Below are 22,736 nucleotides of genomic sequence, written 5' to 3'. Positions count from 1 at the left end.
TGTCCTCGGAGTCCTTGGGTGGTCCCGCGCCGTCAGTACGCGAAGGCGAGCGGTCGGTCGGCGTCGTCGGCGTCGTCCGAGCCCGGAGGGGCGTCCGGTCCGTCCGGGCGGGCGGTCTCGACGGGGGGCGGTCCGGCCTTGACGTAGCGCCGCAGCAGGCCGAGTTCGACGACGGCCAGCACGCCGTACAGCAGGGTGAAGACGATCAGCGAGGTCAGCACCTCACCGCCGGTGACGTTGGGCGACACCGCCGACTCGGTCTTCAGTACGCCGAAGACCACCCACGGCTGGCGGCCCATCTCGGTGAAGATCCAGCCCGCGGAGTTGCCCAGCAGCGGGAAGGCCATGGTCCACAGTCCGATGCGCCAGACCCACTTGTTGGTCGGCAGCGCGCGCTTCTTGCGGGTGAGCCACAGGCCGGCGGCGCCGACCGCGAACGACGTCATGCCGAAGCCGATCATGAGTCGGAAGCCCCAGTAGGTCACCGGGATGTTCGGGCGGTAGTCGCCGGGGCCGTACTTCTCCTCCATCTGCCGCTGGAGGTCGTTGATGCCGGGCAATTCGGCGTCGAAGTCGCTCTTGGCCAGGAAGGACAGTGCGCCGGGAACCTCGATGGCGACCTCGTTGTGGCCCTTGTTGACGTCGCCGTACGCGAACACCGAGAACGGCGCCGGTTGTTCGGTGTCCCACAGCGCCTCGGCGGAGGCCATCTTCATCGGCTGCTGCTCGTACATGATCTTGCCTTGGAAGTCGCCGGTGATCGCGACGCCGAGGCCGGCGACGACGGCGACCCACAGGCCGAGGCGGAGCGACGGCCGGAAGACGTCGACCTCGTTGCGCTTGCGCAGGTGCCAGCAGCTGATGCCGACGAGGAACGCGGCCGAGGTCAGGAAAGCCGCGGTGATGACGTGTGCGAACGCGCTGACGGCGGTGTTCTGGGTGAGCACCGCGACGAAGTCGGTGAGTTCGGCGCGGCCGGTCTCGGGGTTGATGCGGTAGCCGGTCGGGTGCTGCATCCAGGAGTTCGCGGCGAGGATGAAGTACCCGGACAGCATGGTGCCGATCGCGGCGGCCCAGATGGACGCGAGGTGGATCCGGCGGGGCAGCTTGTCCCAGCCGAAGATCCACAGACCGAGGAAGGTCGATTCGAGGAAGAACGCCAGCAGTGCCTCGATCGCGAGGGGTGCCCCGAAGACGTCACCGACGAAGCGGGAGTAGTCGGACCAGTTCATACCGAACTGGAACTCCTGCACGATGCCGGTCACGAGGCCCATCGCAAAGTTGATGAGGAAGAGCTTCCCCCAGAACTTCGTCGCGCGGAGATAGTGCTCCTTGCCCGTGCGGTGCCAGGCGGTCTGGAGGCAGGCGACGAGCGTCGACAGGCCGATGGTCAGGGGAACGAACAGGAAGTGGTAGACGGTCGTGATGCCGAACTGCCACCGGGCGACGTCCAGCGGATCGAGGGCGAGGTCCACGGACGACCTCCTCTGAGAAGAATCGTTTTGACGGCCGGGGCGAACCCTGACGAAACATGACGCACCGGCCATCCGAAGACGGCACGACTTTGTGCATGGATTCACAAAGTCGAGCTTGTGCATCCGTTCACAAACTCTAACGAGGGGGGTCCGGCGCCTCGCGCGCGGGGTATCCGGAGGCCTCGGACGAAGCGGGGAGGCGAGGGCCGCTGCGGACCCTCGCCTCCCCGCTCAAAACCGTCGGCGCGCAGAACCGTCGGGCTCAGCGCAAGCGCGCCGCGACCTCCAGGAACAAGTCGTTGGCTTCCTTCTCGCCGATCGTCACGCGGCAGCCCTCGCCCTCGAACGGCCGCACCGCGACCCCCGCCGCACCGCACGCCGCGGCGAACTCCGAGGTCCGGTCGCCGAGCCGCAGCCAGACGAAGTTGGCCTGCGTCTCCGGGACCGTCCACCCCTGCGCGCGCAGCGTGTCCACGACCCGGGTCCGCTCGCCGACCAACGCCTCCACGCGCTCCAGCAGCTGCGCCTCGGCGCGCAGCGAGGCGACCGCGGCGTCCTGGGCGAGCTGGCTCACCCCGAACGGCACCGCCGTCTTGCGCAGCGCCTCGGCCACCGGCTCGTGCGCGACGGCGAACCCGACCCGCAGCCCGGCCAGGCCGTACGCCTTGGAGAACGTGCGCAGCACCGCGACGTTGGGGCGGTCCCGGTACAGCTCGACGCCGTCCGGGACCTCCGGGTCGCGCACGAATTCCTTGTACGCCTCGTCGAGCACCACGAGGACGTCGGACGGCACGCGGTCGAAGAAGCGCACCAGCTCGTCACGGCGCAGGGACCTGCCGGTCGGGTTGTTCGGGTTGCAGACGAAGATCAGCCGCGTGCGCCCGGTGACCGCGGCGGCCATCGCGTCCAGGTCGTGGCCCTCGTCCGCGAGCAGCGGCACCTGCACCGACGTCGCGCCGGAGATCTGCGTGATGATCGGGTAGGCCTCGAACGACCGCCACGCGTAGATCACTTCGTCCCCGGGACCGGACGTCGCCTGCAGCAGTTGCTGGGCCACGCCGACCGACCCGGTGCCGGTCGCGACGTGCGCGGGCGGCACCCCGAAGTGCTCCGCGATCTCGGCGATGAGCTCGCCGCACGCCATGTCGGGGTAGCGGTTGACCGAGCCGGCGGCCTCGGCCACCTTCTCCAGCACGTCCGGCAGCGGCGGGTAGGGGTTCTCGTTCGACGACAGCTTGTACGACGGAGCCCCGCCGCCCGCGGCGGCCGGTCGGCCCGGCTTGTACGCCGGCAGGGTGTCGAGCACGCCGCGCAGCCGGGGCCCGGTCGTACCGGCGTTGTCGTGGGTCACCGCAGTCCTCCAAAGGTGCCTGTGCCTCGTGTCGCGTCCGCGCGACGCACTTCGCCCCCGACCTTACGTTTCCGGTCCCGGCCCGTGTCGGGCCCGTCCGCCGGCCCCGCCCGACCCGGGTCGGGCGGTCCTCGACGCCAGGTATGCGGAAAACCGTTTCTTCGCAAAAGGAAGACCATGCCAGGCGCTTCGCCACCCGAACGGCCCTAGTGTCGGTCCCGATGACTGTTGACCAGGGGGTGCCCCGGCGGCGTCCCGCACGCGTCGGCATCCGGGACGTGGCGGCTGCGGCCGGGGTGTCGATCACGACCGTATCCGATGCGCTGAACGGCAAGGGCCGGCTGCCCGAATCCACGCGCCTGCACGTGCGCGAGATCGCCGACCGGCTCGGCTACCGTCCCTCCGCCGCCGCCCGCACGCTGCGCACCGGACGCTCCGGGCTCATCGGTCTGACCACCACGAACCACGCCGCGGAGCCGTTCGCGCTGTCCGAATACGGCTGGTTCACCGAGCTCGTGCGCGCCGCCACCGGTGCCGCACTCGACCGCGGCTACGCCCTGGTCGTGCTGCCCACATCGTCGCGCCACGACGTGTGGAGCAACGTCGCGCTCGACGGCACGATCGTCGTCGACCCCGCCGACGACGATCCGATGGTCCGTGAACTCCTGCGCCGGGGCGTACCCGTGGTGACCGGGGGCCACCCCGGCGCGAGCGTGGTGCACGGCTGGGTCGACATCGACCACGCGCTCGCGATGGACACGGTGCTGGACCACCTCGCCGAAGCCGGCGGGCGCCGCATCGCGCTGCTCGCGGCCGAGGACGGCAGGTACGCGCGGCGGTGCGTCGAGGCGTACCGGGACTGGTGTGCGGCGCACGGAGCCGTGCCGCTCGTCGAGACGTACCCGCTCGGCAGGTCGGGGGCCGCGTCGGCCGCGGCCGGGCGGCTGCTCGACCGCACACAGGACGACCGCCCCGACGCCGTGTACGGCCTGCACGAGGGCTGTGGCCCCGAACTGCTCGCGGCGGCCCGAACACGCGGGCTGCGGGTGCCGGACGACCTGCTGGTGGCGTGCTGCGGCGAGGACGCCCCGCACGCGTCCGCCGAACCACCGCTGACAACGCTGAGCCTGCAACCCCGGATCACCGGCACGAGCGCGGTGGAACTACTCGTCGGTGTGATCGAGGACCACGCGGCACGGACCGGAAGGCCGTCGCCCACACGCCACACCGTCCCCATCCGACTCACCGTTCGCGCCTCGACACGCCGTGGCGGTACAGGCTTCTGACGGTTTGTCCGGCATCTTCGCGGTGGCCCGCGACCACCCGGTCTGCCGGGGTTCGCACGCCCGATTGCGCGGGACGCGCGAGGTCTCTGGCCCGGACCGTTCCCCGATTCGCCCGCGCAAGATACCGTCGCGGCACGGTATCCGTTTCGGACGGTGTTCGTATCGCGACCACCGCAGCCGTACAGCTCCGCGGTGCGTCATGCTTCATGACAGCGTCACCCCCCACCGCGGGGGCTGGCAGGGCGTGGGGGCGCGGAAGAAAGGAATCGTCTCGTGAGCATCGCCTCGGGAGCGTCGAGTACGACCGGCGCAGTCGACGTCGAGGACGCGCCGCTGTATGTGGTGGGCGACGTGCACGGCCACCTCGACGAGCTCGAAGCGGCTTTGCAGGAGCAAGGCCTGATCGACGACGAGGGCCGCTGGACGGGCGGTGCGTCGCGCCTGTGGTTCCTGGGCGACTTCACCGACCGCGGCCCGGACGGCATCGGCGTGGTCGACCTGGCCATGCGTCTCGCCGACGAGGCCGCCGAAGTCGGCGGCAGTGCGCGGATGTTGCTGGGCAACCACGAGATCCTGCTGCTCGGCGTCTACTTCTTCGGCGACCACCCGGTGCCGGTCGCGGGCGGCGCGACGACGTTCCGGGAGATCTGGCTGCGCAACGGCGGCCTCCAGTGGGACCTCGACCGCTTCACCGAAGCGCAGGCCCAATGGCTCGTGTCCCAGCCGGTCGCCGCGGTCGTCGACGGCTACCTGCTGATCCACTCGGACAGCAACGCCTACCTCGAATACGGCAGCACCATCGAGGACATCGACGGCGAGATCGCCGAGATGCTGCGCGACCCGGAGCCCCTGCCGTGCTGGGACCTGTTCCGCAACCTCACGCGGCGCGGCGCGTTCATGGGCGAGGCCGGCCCCAACGCCGCGGCCGATCTGCTGGGCGAGCTCGGGGGCCGGCACATCGTGCACGGGCACACCCCCATCCCGTACCAGACCGGCCAGGACCCGGCGACGATCGAGGGCCCGAGGGTCTACGCGGACGGCCAGGTCATCAACCTGGACGGCGGCATCTACCTGGGCGGGCCGTGCCTGGTCACCCGGCTGCCGCTGCCGGATCCCGCACCCGACGAGGAACCGGCGACGGACGACGAGACCCTCAACATGGTCTACGACATCAGCGCGCCGACCGAGTCGAACTGACGGCCGGGTGCCGTCCCGGGGCCTCCCGGAACGGCACCCGTCGGCAGGCGCCGGCGGACCGGTGCCTCAGTCGGCGATCGGAAGATAGACCCGGTTGCCCTGGGCTGCGAACTCCTCGGACTTCGCCCGCATCCCTTCCAACACCTCGGGGCCGTAACCGCTTTCGACGGCCGACGACCCGTCACCGTGCTCGTCCCGGATCTGCTGTGAAATCTTCATCGAGCAAAATTTCGGGCCGCACATCGAGCAGAAATGCGCGGTCTTCGCGGGCGCGGCCGGGAGGGTTTCGTCGTGGTACGTGCGGGCGGTGTCCGGGTCGAGGGCCAGGTCGAACTGGTCCTGCCAGCGGAACTCGAACCGGGCGTCCGACAACGCGTCGTCCCACTCGTGCGCGGTCGGGTGGCCCTTGGCCAGGTCGGCGGCGTGCGCGGCGATCTTGTACGCGATGACCCCCGCCTTGACGTCGTCGCGGTCCGGAAGGCCCAGGTGCTCCTTCGGGGTGACGTAGCACAGCATCGCGGTACCCCACATGCCGATCATCGCCGCGCCGATCGCGGAGGTGATGTGGTCGTATCCCGGCGCGATGTCGGTGGTGAGCGGACCGAGGGTGTAGAACGGCGCCTCGTCGCAGATCTCCTGCTGGAGGTCGACGTTCTCCTTGATCTTGTGCATCGGCACGTGGCCGGGGCCCTCGATCATCACCTGGACGTCCATCTCCCGGGCGATGCGCCCGAGTTCGCCCAGCGTCGTGAGCTCGGCGAACTGCGCCTCGTCGTTGGCGTCGTAGGTGCTGCCCGGACGCAGGCCGTCGCCGAGCGAGTAGGTGATGTCGTAGTCCCGCAGGATCTCGGTGAGTTCGCGGAAATGCGTGTAGAGGAAGTTCTCCTCGTGGTGCGCGAGGCACCACGCCGCCATGATCGAGCCGCCGCGCGAGACGATGCCGGTCTTGCGCCGCGCGGTGAGCGGCACGTACCGCAGGAGCACGCCCGCGTGCACGGTCATGTAGTCGACGCCCTGCTCGGCCTGTTCGATGACGGTGTCGCGGTAGAGCTCCCAGGTGAGTTCCTCCGGCTTGCCGGAGACCTTCTCCAAGGCCTGGTAGAGCGGCACCGTGCCGATCGGGACCGGCGAGTTGCGGACGATCCATTCGCGGGTGCTGTGGATGTCGGCGCCCGTCGACAGGTCCATGACCGTGTCGGCCCCCCAGCGGATCGCCCACACCAGCTTGTCGGTCTCCTCCTCGATCGAGGAAGTCACCGCCGAATTGCCGATGTTGGCGTTGACCTTCACCAGGAAGTCCTTGCCGATGATCATCGGCTCGATCTCCGGGTGGTTGATGTTGGCCGGCAGCACCGCCTTGCCCGCGGCGATGGCGTCGCGGACCGTCTCGGCGGGCAACCCCTCGCGGATGGCGACGAATTCCATCTCCGGGGTGACGATCCCCCTGCGGGCGTACGCGAGTTGGGTGACAGTCTCGCCCGCGCGGGCGCGCCGCGGTCGGATGGGCCCGGTGCCGGGGAGGGTGCCGAGCGCCTCGATGCGGCCGTCGTACCTCTCGGTGTCGGAGCGGGCGTCGATCCACGCCTCGCGGATCGGCGGGAGGCCGCGGCGCACGTCGACCTCGTACGCGGGGTCGGTGTACGGGCCGGACGTGTCGTACAGCCGCACGGTGGCGTCGTTGGTCAGGTGGACGGTCCGCACCGGCACACGCAGGTCGTCGCGCGAGCCGATCAGGTACTGCTTGTGGTGCGCGGGCGAGATGGCGCCCGTGGTGACCTTGCCCTGGGCGGACAGGGCCGAGTGGTGCGTCGACATGGAAAAAACTCCCTACGCCGGCATTACCCGGTCAGGTTCTGCGGTCGGCGCGGCCTCAGCGCCCTCTCAGCCCGATGCCCCGAGCTCCCGTGTATCTGTCGACATACACCCTCGCACAGCCCGGGACCGCGGACCAGAGGGGGATCCCAACTGCGCGTCACCGCCTGCCGTGACGAGAAAAAACCCATGGTCGGCATGCGGGGCAAGGTGACCGGGCGCGTCGGCCCGAGGCTGGTCGGGGAGATCATGGTGCAGGTGCGCGGCGGCTCCGAGGCGTTCTTGGCGTACCCCGTGAATCCCGGAGAGCCTTTCGACATCGGGCAGTTGGTGACGGTGGTCGATTACCAGGCGCCGCGGACGGTGTACAAGCAGGGCGCGTGCGGCTGATCCCGACGGCAGGGCACAGGGCGGCTGTGACGGAACGTCAGGCGGATTTCGCGGCGCGTGCCATCGCACGCGCCCGTACCACCAACTCCCGTCCCGCCGGGCGCGCGGGGCCGTCCGCGCGCCACGCGAAGACCAGACGGCCGCGCAGGGCGGGGCGTTCGATCGCCACCGCGCACAGCCGGTCCGCGCGGGTGAGCGCGAACGAGCGTGGCAGCAAGGCGATTCCGAGGCCGCGTGCGGCAAGCTCGGCCAACACCTCGGGGGCGCCCGCCTCGAAGGCGATCCTCGGTGCGAAACCCACTGCGGCGCACGCCTCGTCGAGCCGGGTCCGCAGCCCGGTGCCGCGCGGCAGGCTGATGAGCGGACGGCCGCGCAGCGTGTCGAGCGAAATGGTGTCGTGCGGGGCGAGTTCGTGGTCGGGCGCGACCGCCGCGACGATCGGCTGGTCGGTGACCACCTCGTAGTCGAGGCCGTCGGGGACCGTTTTTCCGACGCTGACGATCGCCAGGTCGAGGTCCCCGGCGCGCAGGCCGTCGACCAGGGCGTCGCTGTGCGCCTCGGCCAGCGTGATGTCGACGGCCGGGTGGTCCTCGTGGAACGCGGCGAGGAGCGCGGCCACATCGACGTTGTGCGATGTGACGGTGCCGACCGCGACGCGTCCGCGCATGAGCCCGGTCAGCTCGTCGACCGCGAACCGGGCCCCTTCGACGGCGGCGAGGGCGGCCCGGGCGTACGGCAGCACGGCTTCGCCGGCCTCGGTCAGGCGCACGCCCCGGCCGCTGCGGTCCAACAACTCCTGCCCGAGCTCGCGTTCGAGCCTCCTGATCTGGGCGCTCACACCGGGCTGGGCCACGTGCTCGCGCTCGGCGGCGCGGGTGAAGTTGCGTTCCTCGGCCACGGCGACGAAGTACGCGAGCTGACGCAGTTCCATAACCAATAATTCTAGTGGTGATACGGACTATCTCTTGGACTTCTGGTGGGAACCGGCGGAGGGTGGAGTTCGAAAAACATAGGGAGGAACCATGGATACCCCGGCGAAGAACACCCGGCCGACGAACACCGCGCGGGAGACCGCGAAGACGCCCGAGGACCTGGCCCGCCTGTTCGTCGAGCGGGCGAACGCCAAGGACGCCGACGGGCTCGCCGCGCTCTACGAGCCGGACGCAGTGCTGGCGTTCCCGCCCGGTTCGACCACGGTCGGCCGCGAGGCCATCCGCGCAGTCTGCGAGCGCCTGGTCGAGTACGCGACGCAGCCGTTCGCGGTCGAGGAACCGCTGCCCACCGTCCGCTACGGCGACCTGGCGCTAACGTCCACCAAGCCGGCCGACGGCACAGGCGGTCGGGTCCAGGTCGCCCGTCGGCAGCCGGACGGGACGTGGCTGCGCATCATCGACCGTCCGGAGGCTGCGCCGAAGGATGCCTGACAGTTGCGGGCGGGCAAATTCGTACGACCCGAAATTCACAGGGGAGAGCCTGTGGAAAACAGTTGTCCACAGGCTGTGCACAGTTGCCCGGATCAGTCCGCGAGCCCGACATGTACAGCATCCTCGCAGGTCACATCCATGCTGTTGATGCCGACCAGGCTGCGCCGGAGTGCACAGCGCACTCCGGCGCACACCGGCGCGCGACAAGTTATCCACAGGCTTGGGACCGGCCTTGAGCCGCCGGCCCCGAGCCTGTGCGTCATGACACCGCCTGCCCCGCGGAGGCCACACGCGCGGTCAGATCGAGGAGCGGCCCGAGGCTGCGGACCGTCGACAAGGCCCGAATCCGGGCGGCCAACTGATCGGATTCCGGCGTCATCCCGCCCGCGTTGGCGTGGAACTTCGCCGCCAGCGCGGTGTCGGAGAGCGTCGCGACCGCCGCCGCCTCGACCCGCAGCTGACGACCGCCCTTGAACCGCAGGGTCAGCCGTGCCGGTGCCGTCGCGGGAGGTCCGTCGCCGCGCACCTGCACGAACCGCACCCGCTGAGCGAGCAGGCTCACCTGCGTGCGCCGCGTACAGCCCTCCGAGTATGTGTCGACTCCCACCGACCCGTCGGTCAGCATCGCGGCGAGCGACCAGGCGAGCGAGTACTTCGCCTCGTGGACCGTGCGCGGGTACGCCTTGTCCGGCCCGCAGACCAGCGCCAACGCCTCCCGGGGCACCGAGACCTTGATCGCTTCGACGGAGTCGGCGCCGAGCCCCGCCTCCGCCATGTGCTCGACGGCCCGGGCACCCGCGTTGAGCGACGCGTGGATGAGCTGGGCGCACGGATACGGTTTCGCCGCGATGTCGGCCAACTCCCAGCGCTCGCCGAGCCCGCCGAGGATCTGATGCGGGCTCAGCTCGCGGTCCGCGTGCACCCGGTAGAAACCGAAATCCCCCTCGAAGACCGTCTCGGGTCCGGACGCTCCCGCCGCCGCGAGCCGCGCCGCCAGGATGCCGTTCGCCGCCGCCTGCCCCGGATGGAGCTGCATCGTCGACGCCCCCGTGTTCAGGCACTCCAGCAGCCCGCCCGCCGAACTCCCGGCGATGCCCAGCGCGTTGACGGTGCGGTCCATGCCCAGTCCCATCAGGCGCGCCGCGGCCAAGGCCGCACCGAAGACCCCGGCGGCGCCCGTCGCGTGCACCCCCCTGGCGTGGAAGGCGTGCGGCGCGGCGGACGCGATACGGCACACCGCTTCCAGACCCGCCACCGCGGCGAGCACGACCTCCGCCCCCGACGACCGCGTCTCCTGCCCGACCGCGAAGGCGGCCGGCAGCACCACGGCGGTGGCGTGCACGAGCCCGGCAGGGTGCGCGTCGTCGAAATCCAGCGCGTGCACCAGCGCCCCGTTCGCGAACGCCGCGGCCGGCGGCGAGATTCGCGGCCCGGTCGACCCGATGACCGATGCCTTGCGCGGCCCGCCGAGCCCGGCCGCGACCGTGACCGCGGGCTGCGCCGCACCGAGGCGGAACGCCGCGATGGCGTTGCCGACCCCGTCGAGCAGGTGCCGGCACGCGGCGTCGCGGACATCATCGGGGGTGTTCTTCTCCGTCAGACCGAGCGCCCACAGCGCGAGGTGGGTGGCGACGGTCATGCCTGCCTCCCCGCGTCGTCGACGGCGACGACACCGCCGGCACGGGCGACAACGCAGATGGCGCAGGCAGCGCAGCCAGCGCAGGCGTCGATGGGTCTCGCGGCCATCGGACCACTCCCTCGATTCGGCTCGATGCCGCCTGAAGCGGCTCGGCTGGGCTCGATTCGGCTCGATGCGGTCGGTGAAGCGGTGGCGCGCGAGCTCCGGGGGCGGGCGGGTCGTAGGGGCGCGGTACGCGTACGCCCCCGCCCCACAGGGTTTTACCCGACTGCGAGCGCGTTCATCGCGGCTGTACCGCCCCATGGCGACGGCGGCGAAGGCGGCGGTCGGGCACGGGCGCCGCCGTCACCGCACGATGCCCTGGGCGCGCGCCGCCGTGAGCCACTGCGGGAATTCGCCGAGCAGCCGGTCGTACAACTCCCCGTCGGAGACCGCGTCGAAGTCGTCGACCCGGAAGAAGCCCGCGTTGTCCACCACACGCCCCGGCATGGTGTCGAAGCGCTCCAAGATGCCGTACTCGGCCCGGCCGAGCCCCACGAACTGCCAGAAGATCGGCAGGCTCGCCGCCGCGGTGAGCAGCTCGCTGATCTGCCTGCTGCGGTTGACGCCGCCGTCGGAGTAGAACAGCACCAGGACGGGGTCACCGGGCTCGGACCGGTAGAAGTCGATGATGTCGCGGATGACCAGCGGCTCGTTGTTGCCGCCGAACACGCGCGCCAGATGGTCGGGTTGGCGCGAGCCGCCGCCGGGCAGCGGCGGCAACTGGCGGCCCCGCGACGTGATGTAGACGTTCGCGTCGATCCACGCGGGCAGCATGGGGATGCGCAGGGAGGGCAGGCGCGCGAAGTCGTCGGCGAAGATCCACGCGTCGAGCGATCCGTCGGAGTCGAGCTTGGCGGCGATCGGCGCCATGCGCTCGATGAGGCGGCCGACCGTGCCGCCGTTGTAGAGCTGCTTCATCGACCCCGACCGGTCCAGCACGACGGCGACCCGCGCCCGCACGCCGGTGAGACCCTTCTTCTCCAACGTGACCCGCACGGCCTCCTTGCGCAGCGACACCATCGCGCCCATCTGCGGTGGCAGCCCTGCGGTGTCGGGATCGGCCGCCGGGTTGGGCAGCCTCATCGTCGTGTCGTCGGCGTACGCCGGCGGCGCCCAACCTGCGCCGCCCACCTGTGCGCCGGCGGGCAGGATGCCGGGTGGCGGGGCGCCGAAGGCGACCGCGGCGGCCGGGACGGCCCCTGCGGGCGCGGTGGGTGGCGGGATGAACGCCGGGGGCGGCGGCGCGACCATCGCCGCCTCGGTGTCGTCGGCGATGGTGACGCCGTAGTCGGTCGCAAGGCCGGCGAGGCCGGTGTCGTATCCCTGACCGATCGCGCGCAGTTTCCACTGGCCTTGGCGGCGGTAGAGCTCGCCGAGCACAAGGACCGTCTCGGTGCCGCGCGGTGCGGTGACCGGATAGGTCGCGACCGGGGTGCCGGATGCGTCGACCACGTCGAGCGCGAGCCCGACGACCGAGCCGAACGTCCCCGAGTGCACCGACGCCGCGACGACCACGCGTTCGATGTCGGGGGGCAGGGCGTACGGGGACACTGTCAGGAACTCGGTGCCTGCCTGCCCTACGTGGTGCGCCACCGCGCCGCCGGCGGACTGCGGCTGGTTGTAGAACACGAAGTCGTCGTCGGAGCGCACGCGTCCGGACGCCGTCACCAGCAGAGCCGAGGCGTCGACGGCCGCGGCGCCGTACCCGTACGTGCCCGGTGACCAGCGGATCACCAGGGTGAGGTCCCCGGCGGGGACGGCGAGATTGGCGCCGGCGATGAGGGTCGTCATGGACAGCAGTTTGACCGGCTCCGGGCCCCTCCCGCTGAGTGGTCCGGGAATTCACGCGTCCTGGTGGAGGCGTACGGCTCGTTCGAACGGAACGAACTCGGATGAATCATGCCGAACGGACCCCTCAACCACCGCGAAAGCGGGACAACGGCACGCTGGTTCGCACGCGCGAGCACATCCCCGCCAACTGGCCTGTCAGACACGCCGGTTGGCGGTTCCGGCGGTCAACTTCCGCGGCGCGCGTGTTTCATGGCGATCACGGACGTGATCGGAATCACGCATAACGATCCATCAGAAGACGTATGAGTCCCTGAAAGTTGTGGAATTCGACGGAACATGGACGAGATCGCGCGCCGCACACCCGAGGTCGGCACCGGGCCTGCCGAGGGTCGCCCGCGGCCCGGGCCGCGTCCTGCGGACGGATCCGACGCGCTGGAGTGGCGCGAACGCGATCGCGAGCGGGCGTGCCTGCTCCTCGAACGCGTCGGCGACATAGCCCGCCGCATGGAACGCGCGTGCGGCCACCTGGTCGACGGCCCCCTGCCCATCGGCGGCCACGTACGACGCTGAGGCGTCGCCGAAAGTTCGGGCGCGCCTCGACTCGACCCGCGCGCCGAATGCCCCGCGTCATCCGGGAACCGGCGCGGTCGGACAAACCGAAGGGCCGGCACTGGTGGTGCCGGCCCTTCGCGTGTCTGCTCCGGGTCAGCGCAGCGCGAGCGTCTGGCCCGGGAAGATCAGGTCGGGGTCGGAGCCCACGACGGACTGGTTCTTCGCGTACAGCGCCTGCCAGCCACCCGGGACATCGTGCGCCGCGGCGATCTGGCTCAGCGTGTCACCCGACTGGACGACGTAGTCACCGGTCGACGGAGCCGTGGGAGCCTGCGCCGGAGCCGTCTGGACCGGCGCGGCCTGCGACTCGGTGACCGCGGGCTTCGTCGTCGGCTTCGTGGTCGACGGCTTGGTCGTGGTCGGCTTCGACGTGCTGGGCTTCGTCGTCGTCGGCTTGGTCGTCGGCTTGGTGGTCGACGGCTTCGTGGTGGTCGACGGCTTGGTCTGGGTGCTGGGCTTGGTCGTCTGCACGCTGCCGAGGTCCGGGCTGCCGCCGCCCTTGGTGAGGCCGGCCTTCTTGCTGCACACCGGCCAGGCACCCGGGCCCTGACCCGCGAGCACCTTCTCGGCGACCCGGATCTGCTCGGACTTCGACGCCTGGTGCGGCATGCCCGTGCCGCCGTAGGCCCGCCAGGTGCTCAGCGTGAACTGCAGGCCACCGTAGTAGCCGTTGCCCGTGTTGATGGACCAGTCGCCGCCACTCTCGCACTGGGCGACCTTGTCCCACGTGGAGACGCTCGCAGCCTCGGCGGACCCGGCGGCTGCGACACCCGCGAACGGTGCGGCGACCACGGCACCGGCGACGGCGGCGGTACGCAGGCGGCGCTGGGTACGGCCCATGCCGCGGTGGGTGTTGTCGCTACGAAAAGCGTGACGGAGAGACATACATTCCTCTCGGAATTCCCGTGGGGCGGCGGGCGGCGCGAGCCCGAAGGCCGTGCCACACCGGGGCCGGAACGTGCCCGCCTTGCGGCGGACGGTGTTCCGGCAATCGCTGGTTCCGCGTCCCTCCCAGGCGCGGATCTCGGCACCAATGACCGAGCCGAGAACCCACGGGGTGCGATTTGCACATGGCCGAGACCATAAGCAGGTTATCGGGGCGTTATCAACCTCCTTCGATGTTGTCGCAGGTCAGCCCGCGTTTTTCCGATGCACCCGAACGTGTCTTTTTGCGTTCTTGGGGTTTGCTGAAGTGATCTGTGGGGCACGTTTCGTCCCGTTTGAGCAAACATGATCAACGGTCCGCGAACAATCAATCACCCAGTGCAGTGAGATGACGGCAAGTACGCACGCCGTTACGCCTCATGCGCCGCCGTCGCGGCCGACACGAAGGGCCTAACGCCCTTCTTTGTCCGGATTGTTATTTGCGCGTGACCGAGTTCACACGACCCCGGCGCTTGTCGTTCGCCCAAATAGGGATTACTGATTCCGCTCGACCGGGGCACGTCCCGCTCAACTGCGAAGATTCGCCAAACGAATGAAACCGATCATGTGCCGACAATGATCGGGAGAATGATTCCGGACCACTCGGAATCTGTGATTCCGGACACTTCGCACACGAAAAACGGGCGGCTCCCGGCAAGCCGCCCGTTTCCTTACCAACCGGTTTGTCTCACCCGACGCTCACCCGGTCTTGCGCGCGGGGCGCTTCGCCGGGGTCTTCGCGCCCGACTTCCCGCCGCCCGAACCGGACTTGGCGGTGCTCTTCTTCGCGGTCGACTTCGTGCCCGCCGTGCTCTTGGCCCCCGTGCTCTTGGCGGCCGTGCTCTTCCTCGCGGCGGTCTTCTTCGCAGGCGCCCGCTTGGAGACCGTCTTCTTCGCGTCCGTCTCCTTCGGCTCCGGCTTCGCCCTGCCGCCCTTGGCCTCCTCGACGCTCTGCCGCAGCGCGGCCATCAAGTCGATCACCTTGCCGCCGGCCTCCGCCGACGGCACCTCTGCCTCGACCGGTTCCGCGCCCTCCAGCTTCGCGGTGACCAACTCCTCGACGGCCGCCTGGTATTCATCGTGGTACTCCGAGAGGTCCGCGGTCCCCAGTGCGTCGATGAGCGTGTCCGCCATGTCGAGTTCCGCGTCCGTCACGCGCACCCTCTCGGTCGGTGCGACACCCTGTGTGGAGTTGATCTCGTCCGGCCAATAGAGCTGGTGCAGCACGAGCACGTCCTCCTGCACGCGGACCAGCGCCAGGATCTCGTGGCCGCGCATCGCCAGCTTCGCGACCGCCGCCTTGTCCGCACGCCGAAGCGCCTCGCGCATCAGGACGTACGGCTTGGCGCCGGAGGTGTCCGGCGAGAGGTAGTACGGCTTGCCCAAACGCAGCGGGTCGATGTCCTCCGCGGTGAGGAACCCGTGCACCTCGATCGTGCGCGCGGTCGGCAGGGGCAGGTCCGCGAGGTCGGCGTCGGTGACCACCGCGACACGCCCGTCGGCGGCCTCGTACCCGCGCACGATCTCGTTCGGCGCAAGCTCCTCGCCGTCGAGCTCGCACACCTTGCGATAGCGGACGCGGCCTTGGTCCTTCTGGTGCATCTGGTGGAACTTCACCGTGTGCTCGCCACCGATGGCCGAGACGACTTTGACGGGGATGCTCACCAGCCCGAAGCTGATCGCCCCCTTCCAGATAGCGCGCACGACTGCTCCGTTCATCGACCCCGGGAGTAGTCTCGATTATCCCAAATGTCGACTTTTTCGACATGCTGCGCGCGGGTCGCGGGACGGGCGGGACGCCGAGGCTGGAGGAAACCGTGCCGGTCATCATGGTCGAGGGCCGACGGCTGACCCTGACCAATCTCGACAAGGTGCTGTATCCGGCGACCGGAACCACCAAGGCCGAGCTGGTGCACTACTACACAGCCGTCGCCTCGGCGATCCTGCCGCACCTGCGGGATCGGCCCGTCTCGTTCGTCCGCTACCCGGACGGGCCCGCCGGCGGCACGTTCGTCGCCAAGAACCTCCCGCAGGGGACACCGTCTTGGGTGGCGACCGGCGCGACACCGTCGCGGAGCCGGGGAGAACCGATCCGGCAGGTGCTGATCCAGGACCTCCCGACGCTGGTGTGGGCCGCGAACCTGGTCGCCGAGCTGCACACGCCGCAGTGGCGCAAGGACGAGCCGGGCATCGCCGACCGGCTCGTGTTCGACCTCGACCCGGGCGCGCCGGCCGACATCCTGGCGTGCCGCGACGCCGCCCGGCTGCTGCGGGAGCGGCTGGCCGCCGACGGGCTGACGGCGTACCCGAAGACCTCGGGCTCCAAGGGACTGCATTTGCTCGTGCCCATCACGTCGACCCCCTCTTCGGAGGTCACGGCGTACGCGAAGACCCTCGCCGAGGAGCTGACCGAGGCGCACCCCCGGCTGATGACCGCGACCATGGCGAAGTCGGCCCGGCCCGGCCGCGTGTTCGTGGACTTCTCACAGAACGCGGCGGCCAAGACGACCGCGACCCCTTATACCGCCCGCGCGCGCGACACCCCCATGGTCTCGGCGCCGGTCACCTGGAACGAACTGGAGGCCGCGACCGCGGCGGCCGATCTCGTCTTCACCATCGACGACGTGCCCGACCGCGTACGCACGCACGGCGACCTCCTGGCCCCGATGCTGAACCCACGACGGGCCGGCTCCCTGCCTGCCCCCGGACGTGCCGCCCGGCCACCGGGACGCACACGCACACCCCGCGGACGCCCGGCACCCGCCCGCCCGCCCGAACCCGCGCTCGAACGCGTGCTCGAACCACCGCTTCCGGTCATGCGCCCGAAGCCGGTACGCGACGTCCCCGCCGAGGACGCCCTCCCCGGCGGCACGCAGTACTCGATCAAACTGGACGGATGGCGGGCCCTCGCCTTCGCCCGCGGCGACGAACCCGCCGTACTCCAAGCCCGCTCGGGCCGCGACCTCGCCCCCGGCTTCCCCGAACTCGACGACGCGCTGCGGTCCCTGCCCGACGGCGCCGTCCTCGACGGCGAATTGTGCGCATGGCACGAAGGCCGGTTCGCCTTCGGCCAGTTGATCCGCCCTCCGAAAGCCCGCGCCCGCGACGGCGCCCAGATCGCCTACGTCGCCTTCGACCTCCTCGCCCTGCCCGGACACGACATCCGCGACCGCACCCTGCGCGAACGCTGGGAACTCCTGACCACCCTGCTCGCCGGCGTTGAACCGCCCCTGCAACTCGTCATGGCCACGAACGACCGCGCCGAGGCCATGAGTTGGCGAGAAGCTCTGGCCCCGACCGGCGTCGAGGGCCTGGTCGCGAAAGGCCTCGGCACGCCCTACCGCCCCACGCGCCACGGCGGTTGGCTCAAAGTCCGCGACCGCGAAACCATCGACGTGCAGGTCACCGCCTTCTCCGGCAGCCCCCGCCGACCCCGCACCCTCGTCACCGAACTCCCCGACGGCACCCAGGCCCTGACATCCCCTCAGCTCGACTCCCGGCAAGCCCGAGAAGTCGCCGCCGCCCTCACCGACCGCATCCACCCCCCTGTGGACCACGCCGACCTCGGCTCCGTCCACCCCATCACCCCCCTCACCGCCGAAGCCCAACGCGACCCCGGCCGCTCCCCCTACCTCCGCTTCATCCGCCTCCGCGGCGACTGACCCACAGCCCCAAAAACAACAGAGCCGGCCCCGCCCGACCGATCATCGAGCGGAACCGACTCTCCACCAGCGGAGGGCGTGGGATTCGAACCCACGAACTGGGTCACCCCAGTTAGCGGTTTTCAAGTCGCCCATCCCCATCACGCAGACTGACGGGGTGTGCCGCGGCATACCGCCTGATCTGCGCAAACAACATTCCCCCCACTGCCTCGTCACACCCGCTGACTCACTGTTTCACGGCGTCCGGGCACACCGCGGGCTCACGCGAGCCCGCGGTGGCCTGCCCTCGCTGCACACCGAGTACGTGCCTCCGGCGATAGACAAAGCAGCCCGGCGGGAACGACGGCGGCTCTGTGAGACGGGTGGTCTCGCCCTCCGGCGAGACCACCCGTGACGTGTTCAGCGCCAGATGCAGACGGCGTCATGCACGGACCTGTAGGCGTCCAAAGTCGACGAGTCGCATGACGCCGTGATTCGGTGATCTCCCGCCGGCGGAGCATCCCCGCGGGTGCGGGGATGCTCCCTCCTCCCGCCGTCCTGCCACGCGAAGTTCCGGGTCGGGTGTCGATCCACACAGCGGTGGCAGGCGGTACCGCCGTGATCCTGACGCTGACCTACGGCCCGGTCCTGGCGATCACCGCCCCGGTCGTCGCCGTCGTCGGCTGGTCCCGCGTCATCCTCAAAGACCACACGACCGCCCAAACCGTCGTTGGCGCGCTGATGGGAGCTGCTGTCGCCGCCGGAATCTTCACCTGGCGAACTGAACCGGGCGGGCAACACCCTTGAATCAGGAGGCCGACGCGACCCTTCGGTACTCCGCCCACGCCGCCGATGCCTCGGCCATCGACCGGGCCCATGCCGCCGGACTTTGCTGCGCGATCTCCGACCACAACCGGGCGTTGGCCGCCGAAAAGACGGACAGAGCTTCATCGTTTGCCTCAACCCACACGGGCACCTCGCGGGCGAGGGCCTCGGCTGTCTGCGGCGTGTGTCCAAACGCGATGAGCCAGATCACCCAGTACGCAGCATCAAGCCACGCTGCACCGCGGGTGGCCCAGCCCCAGTCCACCATGCGGGTACGGCCGTCGGCGGTGATGAGGATGTTGGTGTTGTTCCAGTCGGTGTGCAGCAAGGCGTCACCCTGGAAGTGGCTTGCGTCGGCTGGATCGTCCACGTAATCGGCCAAGCGTTGTGTAGCGTCGCGCAGTTCGAGGCCAGGTGCTGTTACGGTCGCCAGGCGGGTGAGTAGGTCGACGACGAGCGGCAGGTCCTCGGAGTCCGGATGGTAGTCGGCATGTCGGCCGTCGATGGCTTCGAAGCACAGCAAGTCCCATCCTGCGGTGTCGCTGTGCCAGAGCAACCGCGGGGCGACACCGGCGAGATACGGGTTGAGATCGGCCTCGCGCTGCTGTGTCCACGCCTGGGCGTGGTCGGTCCGCAGGCCCTTGACGAACACGGCGCCGGTCGACATGGCGAGGCGCGCGGAGATGTGGCTGTTCCTTCCCGCAGCGTGGTCCTGCGCGTCGATGATCGGTCCCGTACGCTGCTCGATTTCCGCACGTACGGAGACCGGGAGGTCAGCGAAAGCCTCGCGGTTCGCAGGCATCGTGGGATGTTCCTTGTCTTGGTTGCGGATGGGTTCACACGGTGGCGGAGCCGGCCATCAGGCGACGGTGCGATCTCCAGGGGACCGATGGCTCCGGCGACGCGGTCGTGCTCGACGGCCGCGAGGATCGGCCCGCCGAGCGCACCGGCCGCGTACTTGTCGGCAAGGAAGGCAAAGCCGGCATTCTCGGGTTCGAGCCGCAGGCCGATGCTCGTCGAAGTCCTTAAGCAGTACGTTGACCGCCCTTGCGCCCGGCAGGGCAGCCGTAGTGAACCAGACGGCACGGACGTCGGCTGCCCAACGCCGTCCGCCACCCGCCGGGCCAGGGCCGACAAGCGCGTACGCCGAAGCTCGGAGCCGTACAGATACACCCGCAGCGTCGGCGGTTCCTGAGTACCAACGGTGCCGAAGACCGTGTCGGTGGAGCCGTGTGCGAGGGCTTCGGGAAGTATGCGCTCGGACTTGCCGATGCCCCAGCGCCGGTCCTTGTCGAAGGGCAACAGGACACCGGTACGGGCCGACTCGGCGACTGCTTCGAAGAGTTCGGCCGATAAGGCATCCGGATGGACCGGCCCGAGACCGGGAACGTATGGCACGGTGATCTGCGCGGCCAGCCACTCCCACCGAAGCTGCATGCCGCCACGCTATAGGTCGCCCGAGGACGGGCCCGGCTCCGAGCCGTGGCGCATCGGGGCCGGACCCGTGTCCGTCAGTACGGGTTGTCGTCGCTGGCGGCGCAACTGCAGCGGTTGTCCTCCGACAGACCCTCCAGGTCAGCGATGACCTCGATGTCGAACGTGTCGTCGCTGATCTCGGCGCCGTCGAGGTCGACGATCTCGATGTCTGCAGGTGTGACCGCATGCGGCTCGATGGACAGAAGGACGCTAGACATTGACCTCTTCCTTTGCGTGTTGGCAGTAGTAGGACAGCGGTGCCCTCGCCTCCTGGTAGACCTTCGCCATCGGCCGGCACGTTCCGCAGGTCGCGGACAGGGCGCAGCCGGAGCAGCCACCGGTGCGAAGCATGAGGGAGTCGGCCACGGCGCTGAGTTTCGTCAACGCACCAGGACCGTCGTGGAGCAGGTCGAACTGGGGATCGCGTCCGATCTTGCAGATGCTGACCAAGCCCATCGGATCCGCGTGAAAGTGCGTGATGCCGGCGTTGCAGCCGGTGAACGGCTTGCGGGGACGCAGCTTCTGCTCTGCCTGGGCGGCCAAGACGTCCGCATCGCCGTTGTAGGTCGGCGTGATGTTGACGTACTCAAGCCCGGCGGCTCCGTACTGCTCGGCAAGCGCGCGCATGGCTTCCGCTTCGTGCTGGTTGTGGCGCGTGACGATCGTGTTCAGGCGCAGCGGCAACCCGGCCTCATGCGCTGCTGCCAGCCCCTTGCGAAATGCTTTGTACGCGCCGCGCGTCCGCGTCAGGCCGTCGTACGTCTCCGCCGACGCGCCGTAGACACTGAGCGTCAGCCGGTACGGGCGGAGACTCGTCAGCAGGTCGAGGATTCTCGGACTCGCGAGCCGCGAGCCGTTCGAGCTGATCTGGATCATCATGCCCAGCTCGTAGGCCAGAACGTACGCGTCCGGAAAGTCGCGGTCCACCAAGGGCTCGCCGCCGGTGATCTGGAGCCACAGCACCCCGGACTCGGCAATCCGCCGCAGCAACAGTTCTTTGTCGGCGAACGGCAGCCCCCGGAACGGACGTTCCGGCAGGTAACAGTGTTCGCAGTTGTAGTTGCAGCCGAGGTTGATCTCCCAGGACGCCCGCGCGTACCCGGCCGCCGACTCGTGACGAACGTTCACCACCGAACCGACCGGTCCGTCGCCGAGCTCGATGCCCCAGGCGTCGGATGCGCCGGCTTTCAGCCACGCCGGTGCTACGGCGCCTTGAACGCTTGCCTGCTCAAGCTGCCGATAGGCCCGGGCAGGTATGCGTAACCCCTGTTCGTGCCCCGGCCTCAGGACCACGTACTCACCCAGGAACGGGCTGGCGATCAGTGTGTGCACGACGACGTCTCCCTGATTCTTCGGGCGCGCGGTGGTCGGTGCTCAGCACCTTCGTCGTCGCAGCCGCAGCAACGCCCGGATACGACTTCAGCACCGGCCATTACGCGCCGCTTGAAGCAACAGCATCGTGCGGGATGCACGTCAGGGAAATGGACGCGTGCCGCAGCACGATGCCGTGGAACGCGTCCAACACTGCGCATCTCTGCCGCGCGCCGGCTCTGCTGGAAGCACCGCCTTGGGCGGGGAAGTTGATCACGACAGGAATTCACCGACCGGAGCATCGCCACCCAAGGTGGGCAAGTCAGCCCTCCACGAGTCGTGTGTCGGTAGCTGATGCGAGCATCCGCGTGGATCACGAGGGGAAAGCATGGGTACCTGGGACATCGGCCCGTTCGACAACGACATGGCAGCCGATTTCGCCGACGCGTTGGACGAAGCTCCGGTACCGGCTCGCGAGGGCATCATTCGTAACGCGCTGGCTGTCACGATCGGCACTCGCGGCTACCTTGATGCCTTCGAAGGCGCGGAAGCCGTCGCTGCTGCGGCGGTGATCGCAGCTCAATGTCCCGGCGGAGAGCCGGTTGGTTCCGTCTTCGGACCGCAGAGTCCAGTACCGATACTCGCCTTGAACATGCGACCTTTGGCGATCGAAGCGCTCGACCGGGTTCTGGCCGAGGACTCGGAACTCGCCGCACTCTGGGATGAAGCGGGTGGAGGTCCTCAGTGGCGCCAGGTGATCGCCCATATTCGGATGATCCTCGATGCGTGCTGTCACCCCTGACGATCACAGCCACAAGCCCTATGACACCGCTCAACCGGACGTGATTGAGCCGCCTGCGGCTCTTCCCAACTCGTACCGCAGAAGCACCACGTCACCGATCTGCCGGGTCTCCGCCAGAACCATGCGGTTGTTGGGGCCGTGAGGGAAGACGCCCTCGTTGACGAAGCGCGGCGCGGCCGGGTCGCCGACGAAGAACGGCGCGATCACTGCGTGAATTTCATCGACGAGCCCGGCAGCGAGGAACTGCGTGTGCATGGTTCCTCCGCCCTCCACCATGAGGCGGCGTACTCCGCGCTCGTACAGGTCGTCCAACACCAGTTCCAGGTCCAGCGGGTCACCGGCATCGACCACGTCGGCGACCGAGCCGAGCCGGGACTTGGCGAGACCTACGCCGTCGCCGACGCAGTAGACGACCTTGCCCACAGCCCCGGCGGTGAAGAACGCGGCTGCGGGATCCAGGTCCCCTGAGCTGGACACCGCCACTTTGATCGGGCTCTCGGTCAGGCCGTCGGCGACCCGCGCGGCGCGTCGGTCGGCGGAGCGCACCAGCAGTCTGGGGTTGTCCCGGCGTACCGTGGTCGCCCCCACCAGGATGGCGTCGCAGGTGGCGCGGACTTCGTCGACGCGATCGAAGTCCTCGTCGTTGGACAGCAGCAGGCGTCGGTCGGTGGCGTCGTCGATGTAGCCGTCGAGCGAGGCCGCGAACGACAACAGCACGTAGGGACGTTGGAACGACAC

Annotated in this window: 20 protein-coding genes, 1 tRNA gene, 1 pseudogene and 1 riboswitch; of the genes and pseudogenes, 9 read left to right on the top strand and 13 right to left on the bottom strand. The window is 69.5% G+C overall.

The features are described 5' to 3' along the window. Positions 1–32: 32 nt before the first annotated feature. Positions 33–1,475 carry a cytochrome ubiquinol oxidase subunit I gene (locus ACRX5W_RS00685; protein ID WP_436785890.1) on the bottom strand — a complete coding sequence of 481 codons (1,443 nt, stop codon included), beginning with the start codon at positions 1,473–1,475 and terminating at the stop codon, positions 33–35. 262 nt (positions 1,476–1,737) lie between these two features. After that, the gene (gene hisC / locus ACRX5W_RS00680; RefSeq protein ID WP_436785889.1) at positions 1,738–2,826 is read right to left on the bottom strand and encodes a histidinol-phosphate transaminase; all 1,089 of its coding nucleotides are present in this window, start codon (positions 2,824–2,826) and stop codon (positions 1,738–1,740) included. 221 nt (positions 2,827–3,047) lie between these two features. On the opposite strand from hisC, the gene ACRX5W_RS00675 reads away from it, so the two are divergent. Further along, positions 3,048–4,112, top strand: coding sequence for a LacI family DNA-binding transcriptional regulator (locus ACRX5W_RS00675; protein WP_436785888.1), 1,065 nt, complete (start codon positions 3,048–3,050; stop codon positions 4,110–4,112). Positions 4,113–4,385: 273 nt separating this feature from the next. Continuing rightward, a complete protein-coding gene (locus tag ACRX5W_RS00670; RefSeq protein WP_436785887.1) occupies positions 4,386–5,309 on the top strand; it encodes a metallophosphoesterase family protein in 924 nt (307 codons plus the stop codon). 66 nt (positions 5,310–5,375) lie between these two features. Here the strand turns inward: ACRX5W_RS00670 and thiC are convergent, their stop codons facing one another. Further along, positions 5,376–7,124 (bottom strand): phosphomethylpyrimidine synthase ThiC, encoded by a 1,749-nt coding sequence (gene thiC / locus ACRX5W_RS00665; RefSeq protein ID WP_436785886.1) that lies wholly within the window; start codon positions 7,122–7,124, stop codon positions 5,376–5,378. Beyond that, positions 7,117–7,225, bottom strand: a riboswitch (TPP riboswitch). (Overlaps the previous gene by 8 nt.) A gap of 85 nt (positions 7,226–7,310) precedes the next feature. Between thiC and ACRX5W_RS00660 the strand changes: the two genes are divergently transcribed. Further along, positions 7,311–7,511 carry a hypothetical protein gene (locus tag ACRX5W_RS00660; protein ID WP_436785885.1) on the top strand — a complete coding sequence of 67 codons (201 nt, stop codon included), beginning with the start codon at positions 7,311–7,313 and terminating at the stop codon, positions 7,509–7,511. Between the two features lie 37 nt (positions 7,512–7,548). On the opposite strand, the gene ACRX5W_RS00655 is transcribed toward ACRX5W_RS00660, so the two are convergent. Continuing rightward, positions 7,549–8,442, bottom strand: coding sequence for a LysR family transcriptional regulator (locus ACRX5W_RS00655; RefSeq protein ID WP_436785884.1), 894 nt, complete (start codon positions 8,440–8,442; stop codon positions 7,549–7,551). A gap of 91 nt (positions 8,443–8,533) precedes the next feature. On the opposite strand from ACRX5W_RS00655, the gene ACRX5W_RS00650 reads away from it, so the two are divergent. Continuing rightward, on the top strand, positions 8,534–8,935 hold the full coding sequence (locus ACRX5W_RS00650; protein ID WP_436785883.1) for a YybH family protein: 402 nt from the start codon (positions 8,534–8,536) through the stop codon (positions 8,933–8,935). 259 nt (positions 8,936–9,194) lie between these two features. Here the strand turns inward: ACRX5W_RS00650 and ACRX5W_RS00645 are convergent, their stop codons facing one another. Next, positions 9,195–10,574, bottom strand: a complete 1,380-nt coding sequence (locus ACRX5W_RS00645) for an MmgE/PrpD family protein (protein WP_436785882.1) — start codon at positions 10,572–10,574, stop codon at positions 9,195–9,197. Positions 10,575–10,919: 345 nt separating this feature from the next. After that, positions 10,920–12,407 carry a VWA domain-containing protein gene (locus tag ACRX5W_RS00640; RefSeq protein ID WP_436785881.1) on the bottom strand — a complete coding sequence of 496 codons (1,488 nt, stop codon included), beginning with the start codon at positions 12,405–12,407 and terminating at the stop codon, positions 10,920–10,922. A 336-nt stretch (positions 12,408–12,743) separates the two neighbouring features. Between ACRX5W_RS00640 and ACRX5W_RS00635 the strand changes: the two genes are divergently transcribed. Continuing rightward, entirely contained in the window at positions 12,744–12,977 is a 234-nt protein-coding gene (locus ACRX5W_RS00635; RefSeq protein ID WP_436785880.1) for a hypothetical protein, read from the top strand. Between the two features lie 135 nt (positions 12,978–13,112). On the opposite strand, the gene ACRX5W_RS00630 is transcribed toward ACRX5W_RS00635, so the two are convergent. Together ACRX5W_RS00630 and ACRX5W_RS00625 are read right to left on the bottom strand one after the other, a co-directional pair. Continuing rightward, complete coding sequence (locus ACRX5W_RS00630) at positions 13,113–13,859, bottom strand: transglycosylase family protein (protein ID WP_436785879.1); 747 nt, start codon at positions 13,857–13,859, stop codon at positions 13,113–13,115. Positions 13,860–14,642: 783 nt separating this feature from the next. Further along, the gene (locus tag ACRX5W_RS00625; RefSeq protein ID WP_436785878.1) at positions 14,643–15,647 is read right to left on the bottom strand and encodes a Ku protein; all 1,005 of its coding nucleotides are present in this window, start codon (positions 15,645–15,647) and stop codon (positions 14,643–14,645) included. Between the two features lie 62 nt (positions 15,648–15,709). Between ACRX5W_RS00625 and ligD the strand changes: the two are divergent. Both ligD and ACRX5W_RS00615 read left to right on the top strand, forming a co-directional pair. Continuing rightward, positions 15,710–16,645, top strand: a pseudogene (ligD, locus tag ACRX5W_RS00620) (non-homologous end-joining DNA ligase); the annotation flags it as partial. 114 nt (positions 16,646–16,759) lie between these two features. After that, on the top strand, positions 16,760–17,605 hold the full coding sequence (locus ACRX5W_RS00615) for an ATP-dependent DNA ligase (protein ID WP_436786739.1): 846 nt from the start codon (positions 16,760–16,762) through the stop codon (positions 17,603–17,605). Between the two features lie 70 nt (positions 17,606–17,675). Here ACRX5W_RS00615 and ACRX5W_RS00610 read toward each other — a convergent pair. Further along, positions 17,676–17,808, bottom strand: a tRNA-OTHER gene (locus ACRX5W_RS00610). 313 nt (positions 17,809–18,121) lie between these two features. Between ACRX5W_RS00610 and ACRX5W_RS00605 the strand changes: the two genes are divergently transcribed. Beyond that, the gene (locus ACRX5W_RS00605) at positions 18,122–18,391 is read left to right on the top strand and encodes a phosphatase PAP2 family protein (RefSeq protein WP_436785877.1); all 270 of its coding nucleotides are present in this window, start codon (positions 18,122–18,124) and stop codon (positions 18,389–18,391) included. A gap of 1 nt (position 18,392) precedes the next feature. Here the strand turns inward: ACRX5W_RS00605 and ACRX5W_RS00600 are convergent, their stop codons facing one another. From ACRX5W_RS00600 to ACRX5W_RS00590, 3 genes are all read right to left on the bottom strand, one after another. Beyond that, positions 18,393–19,211, bottom strand: a complete 819-nt coding sequence (locus ACRX5W_RS00600; protein WP_436785876.1) for a phosphotransferase family protein — start codon at positions 19,209–19,211, stop codon at positions 18,393–18,395. 709 nt (positions 19,212–19,920) lie between these two features. Beyond that, entirely contained in the window at positions 19,921–20,103 is a 183-nt protein-coding gene (locus ACRX5W_RS00595; protein ID WP_436785875.1) for a hypothetical protein, read from the bottom strand. Next, entirely contained in the window at positions 20,096–21,217 is a 1,122-nt protein-coding gene (locus tag ACRX5W_RS00590; protein WP_436785874.1) for a radical SAM protein, read from the bottom strand. Before ACRX5W_RS00590 ends, ACRX5W_RS00595 begins: the two co-directional genes overlap by 8 nt. 367 nt (positions 21,218–21,584) lie before the next feature. On the opposite strand from ACRX5W_RS00590, the gene ACRX5W_RS00585 reads away from it, so the two are divergent. Continuing rightward, positions 21,585–21,998 (top strand): DUF4259 domain-containing protein, encoded by a 414-nt coding sequence (locus tag ACRX5W_RS00585; protein WP_436785873.1) that lies wholly within the window; start codon positions 21,585–21,587, stop codon positions 21,996–21,998. A gap of 30 nt (positions 21,999–22,028) precedes the next feature. Here the strand turns inward: ACRX5W_RS00585 and ACRX5W_RS00580 are convergent, their stop codons facing one another. Beyond that, positions 22,029–22,736 carry a RibD family protein gene (locus ACRX5W_RS00580; protein ID WP_436785872.1) on the bottom strand — a complete coding sequence of 236 codons (708 nt, stop codon included), beginning with the start codon at positions 22,734–22,736 and terminating at the stop codon, positions 22,029–22,031.

Origin of the sequence: Yinghuangia sp. YIM S10712 (assembly GCF_051388935.1) — a bacterium.
Lineage (GTDB): Bacteria > Actinomycetota > Actinomycetes > Streptomycetales > Streptomycetaceae > Yinghuangia.
Note: the sequence above shows the minus strand (reverse complement) of the source record. Positions and strands in the feature narration are given on the sequence as shown.

What these genes read in the sequence shown, in the direction of transcription:
- ACRX5W_RS00675 (WP_436785888.1), top strand. Translation starts at nt 3,048, where the DNA reads ATGACTGTTGACCAGGGGGTGCCCCGGCGGCGTCCCGCACGCGTCGGC.
- thiC (WP_436785886.1), bottom strand. Translation starts at nt 7,124, where the DNA reads ATGTCGACGCACCACTCGGCCCTGTCCGCCCAGGGCAAGGTCACCACG.
- ACRX5W_RS00660 (WP_436785885.1), top strand. Translation starts at nt 7,311, where the DNA reads ATGGTCGGCATGCGGGGCAAGGTGACCGGGCGCGTCGGCCCGAGGCTG.
- ACRX5W_RS00655 (WP_436785884.1), bottom strand. Translation starts at nt 8,442, where the DNA reads ATGGAACTGCGTCAGCTCGCGTACTTCGTCGCCGTGGCCGAGGAACGC.
- ACRX5W_RS00650 (WP_436785883.1), top strand. Translation starts at nt 8,534, where the DNA reads ATGGATACCCCGGCGAAGAACACCCGGCCGACGAACACCGCGCGGGAG.
- ACRX5W_RS00645 (WP_436785882.1), bottom strand. Translation starts at nt 10,574, where the DNA reads ATGACCGTCGCCACCCACCTCGCGCTGTGGGCGCTCGGTCTGACGGAG.
- ACRX5W_RS00640 (WP_436785881.1), bottom strand. Translation starts at nt 12,407, where the DNA reads ATGACGACCCTCATCGCCGGCGCCAATCTCGCCGTCCCCGCCGGGGAC.
- ACRX5W_RS00635 (WP_436785880.1), top strand. Translation starts at nt 12,744, where the DNA reads ATGGACGAGATCGCGCGCCGCACACCCGAGGTCGGCACCGGGCCTGCC.
- ACRX5W_RS00630 (WP_436785879.1), bottom strand. Translation starts at nt 13,859, where the DNA reads ATGGGCCGTACCCAGCGCCGCCTGCGTACCGCCGCCGTCGCCGGTGCC.
- ACRX5W_RS00615 (WP_436786739.1), top strand. Translation starts at nt 16,760, where the DNA reads ATGCGCCCGAAGCCGGTACGCGACGTCCCCGCCGAGGACGCCCTCCCC.
- ACRX5W_RS00605 (WP_436785877.1), top strand. Translation starts at nt 18,122, where the DNA reads ATGCTCCCTCCTCCCGCCGTCCTGCCACGCGAAGTTCCGGGTCGGGTG.
- ACRX5W_RS00600 (WP_436785876.1), bottom strand. Translation starts at nt 19,211, where the DNA reads ATGCCTGCGAACCGCGAGGCTTTCGCTGACCTCCCGGTCTCCGTACGT.
- ACRX5W_RS00595 (WP_436785875.1), bottom strand. Translation starts at nt 20,103, where the DNA reads ATGTCTAGCGTCCTTCTGTCCATCGAGCCGCATGCGGTCACACCTGCA.
- ACRX5W_RS00585 (WP_436785873.1), top strand. Translation starts at nt 21,585, where the DNA reads ATGGGTACCTGGGACATCGGCCCGTTCGACAACGACATGGCAGCCGAT.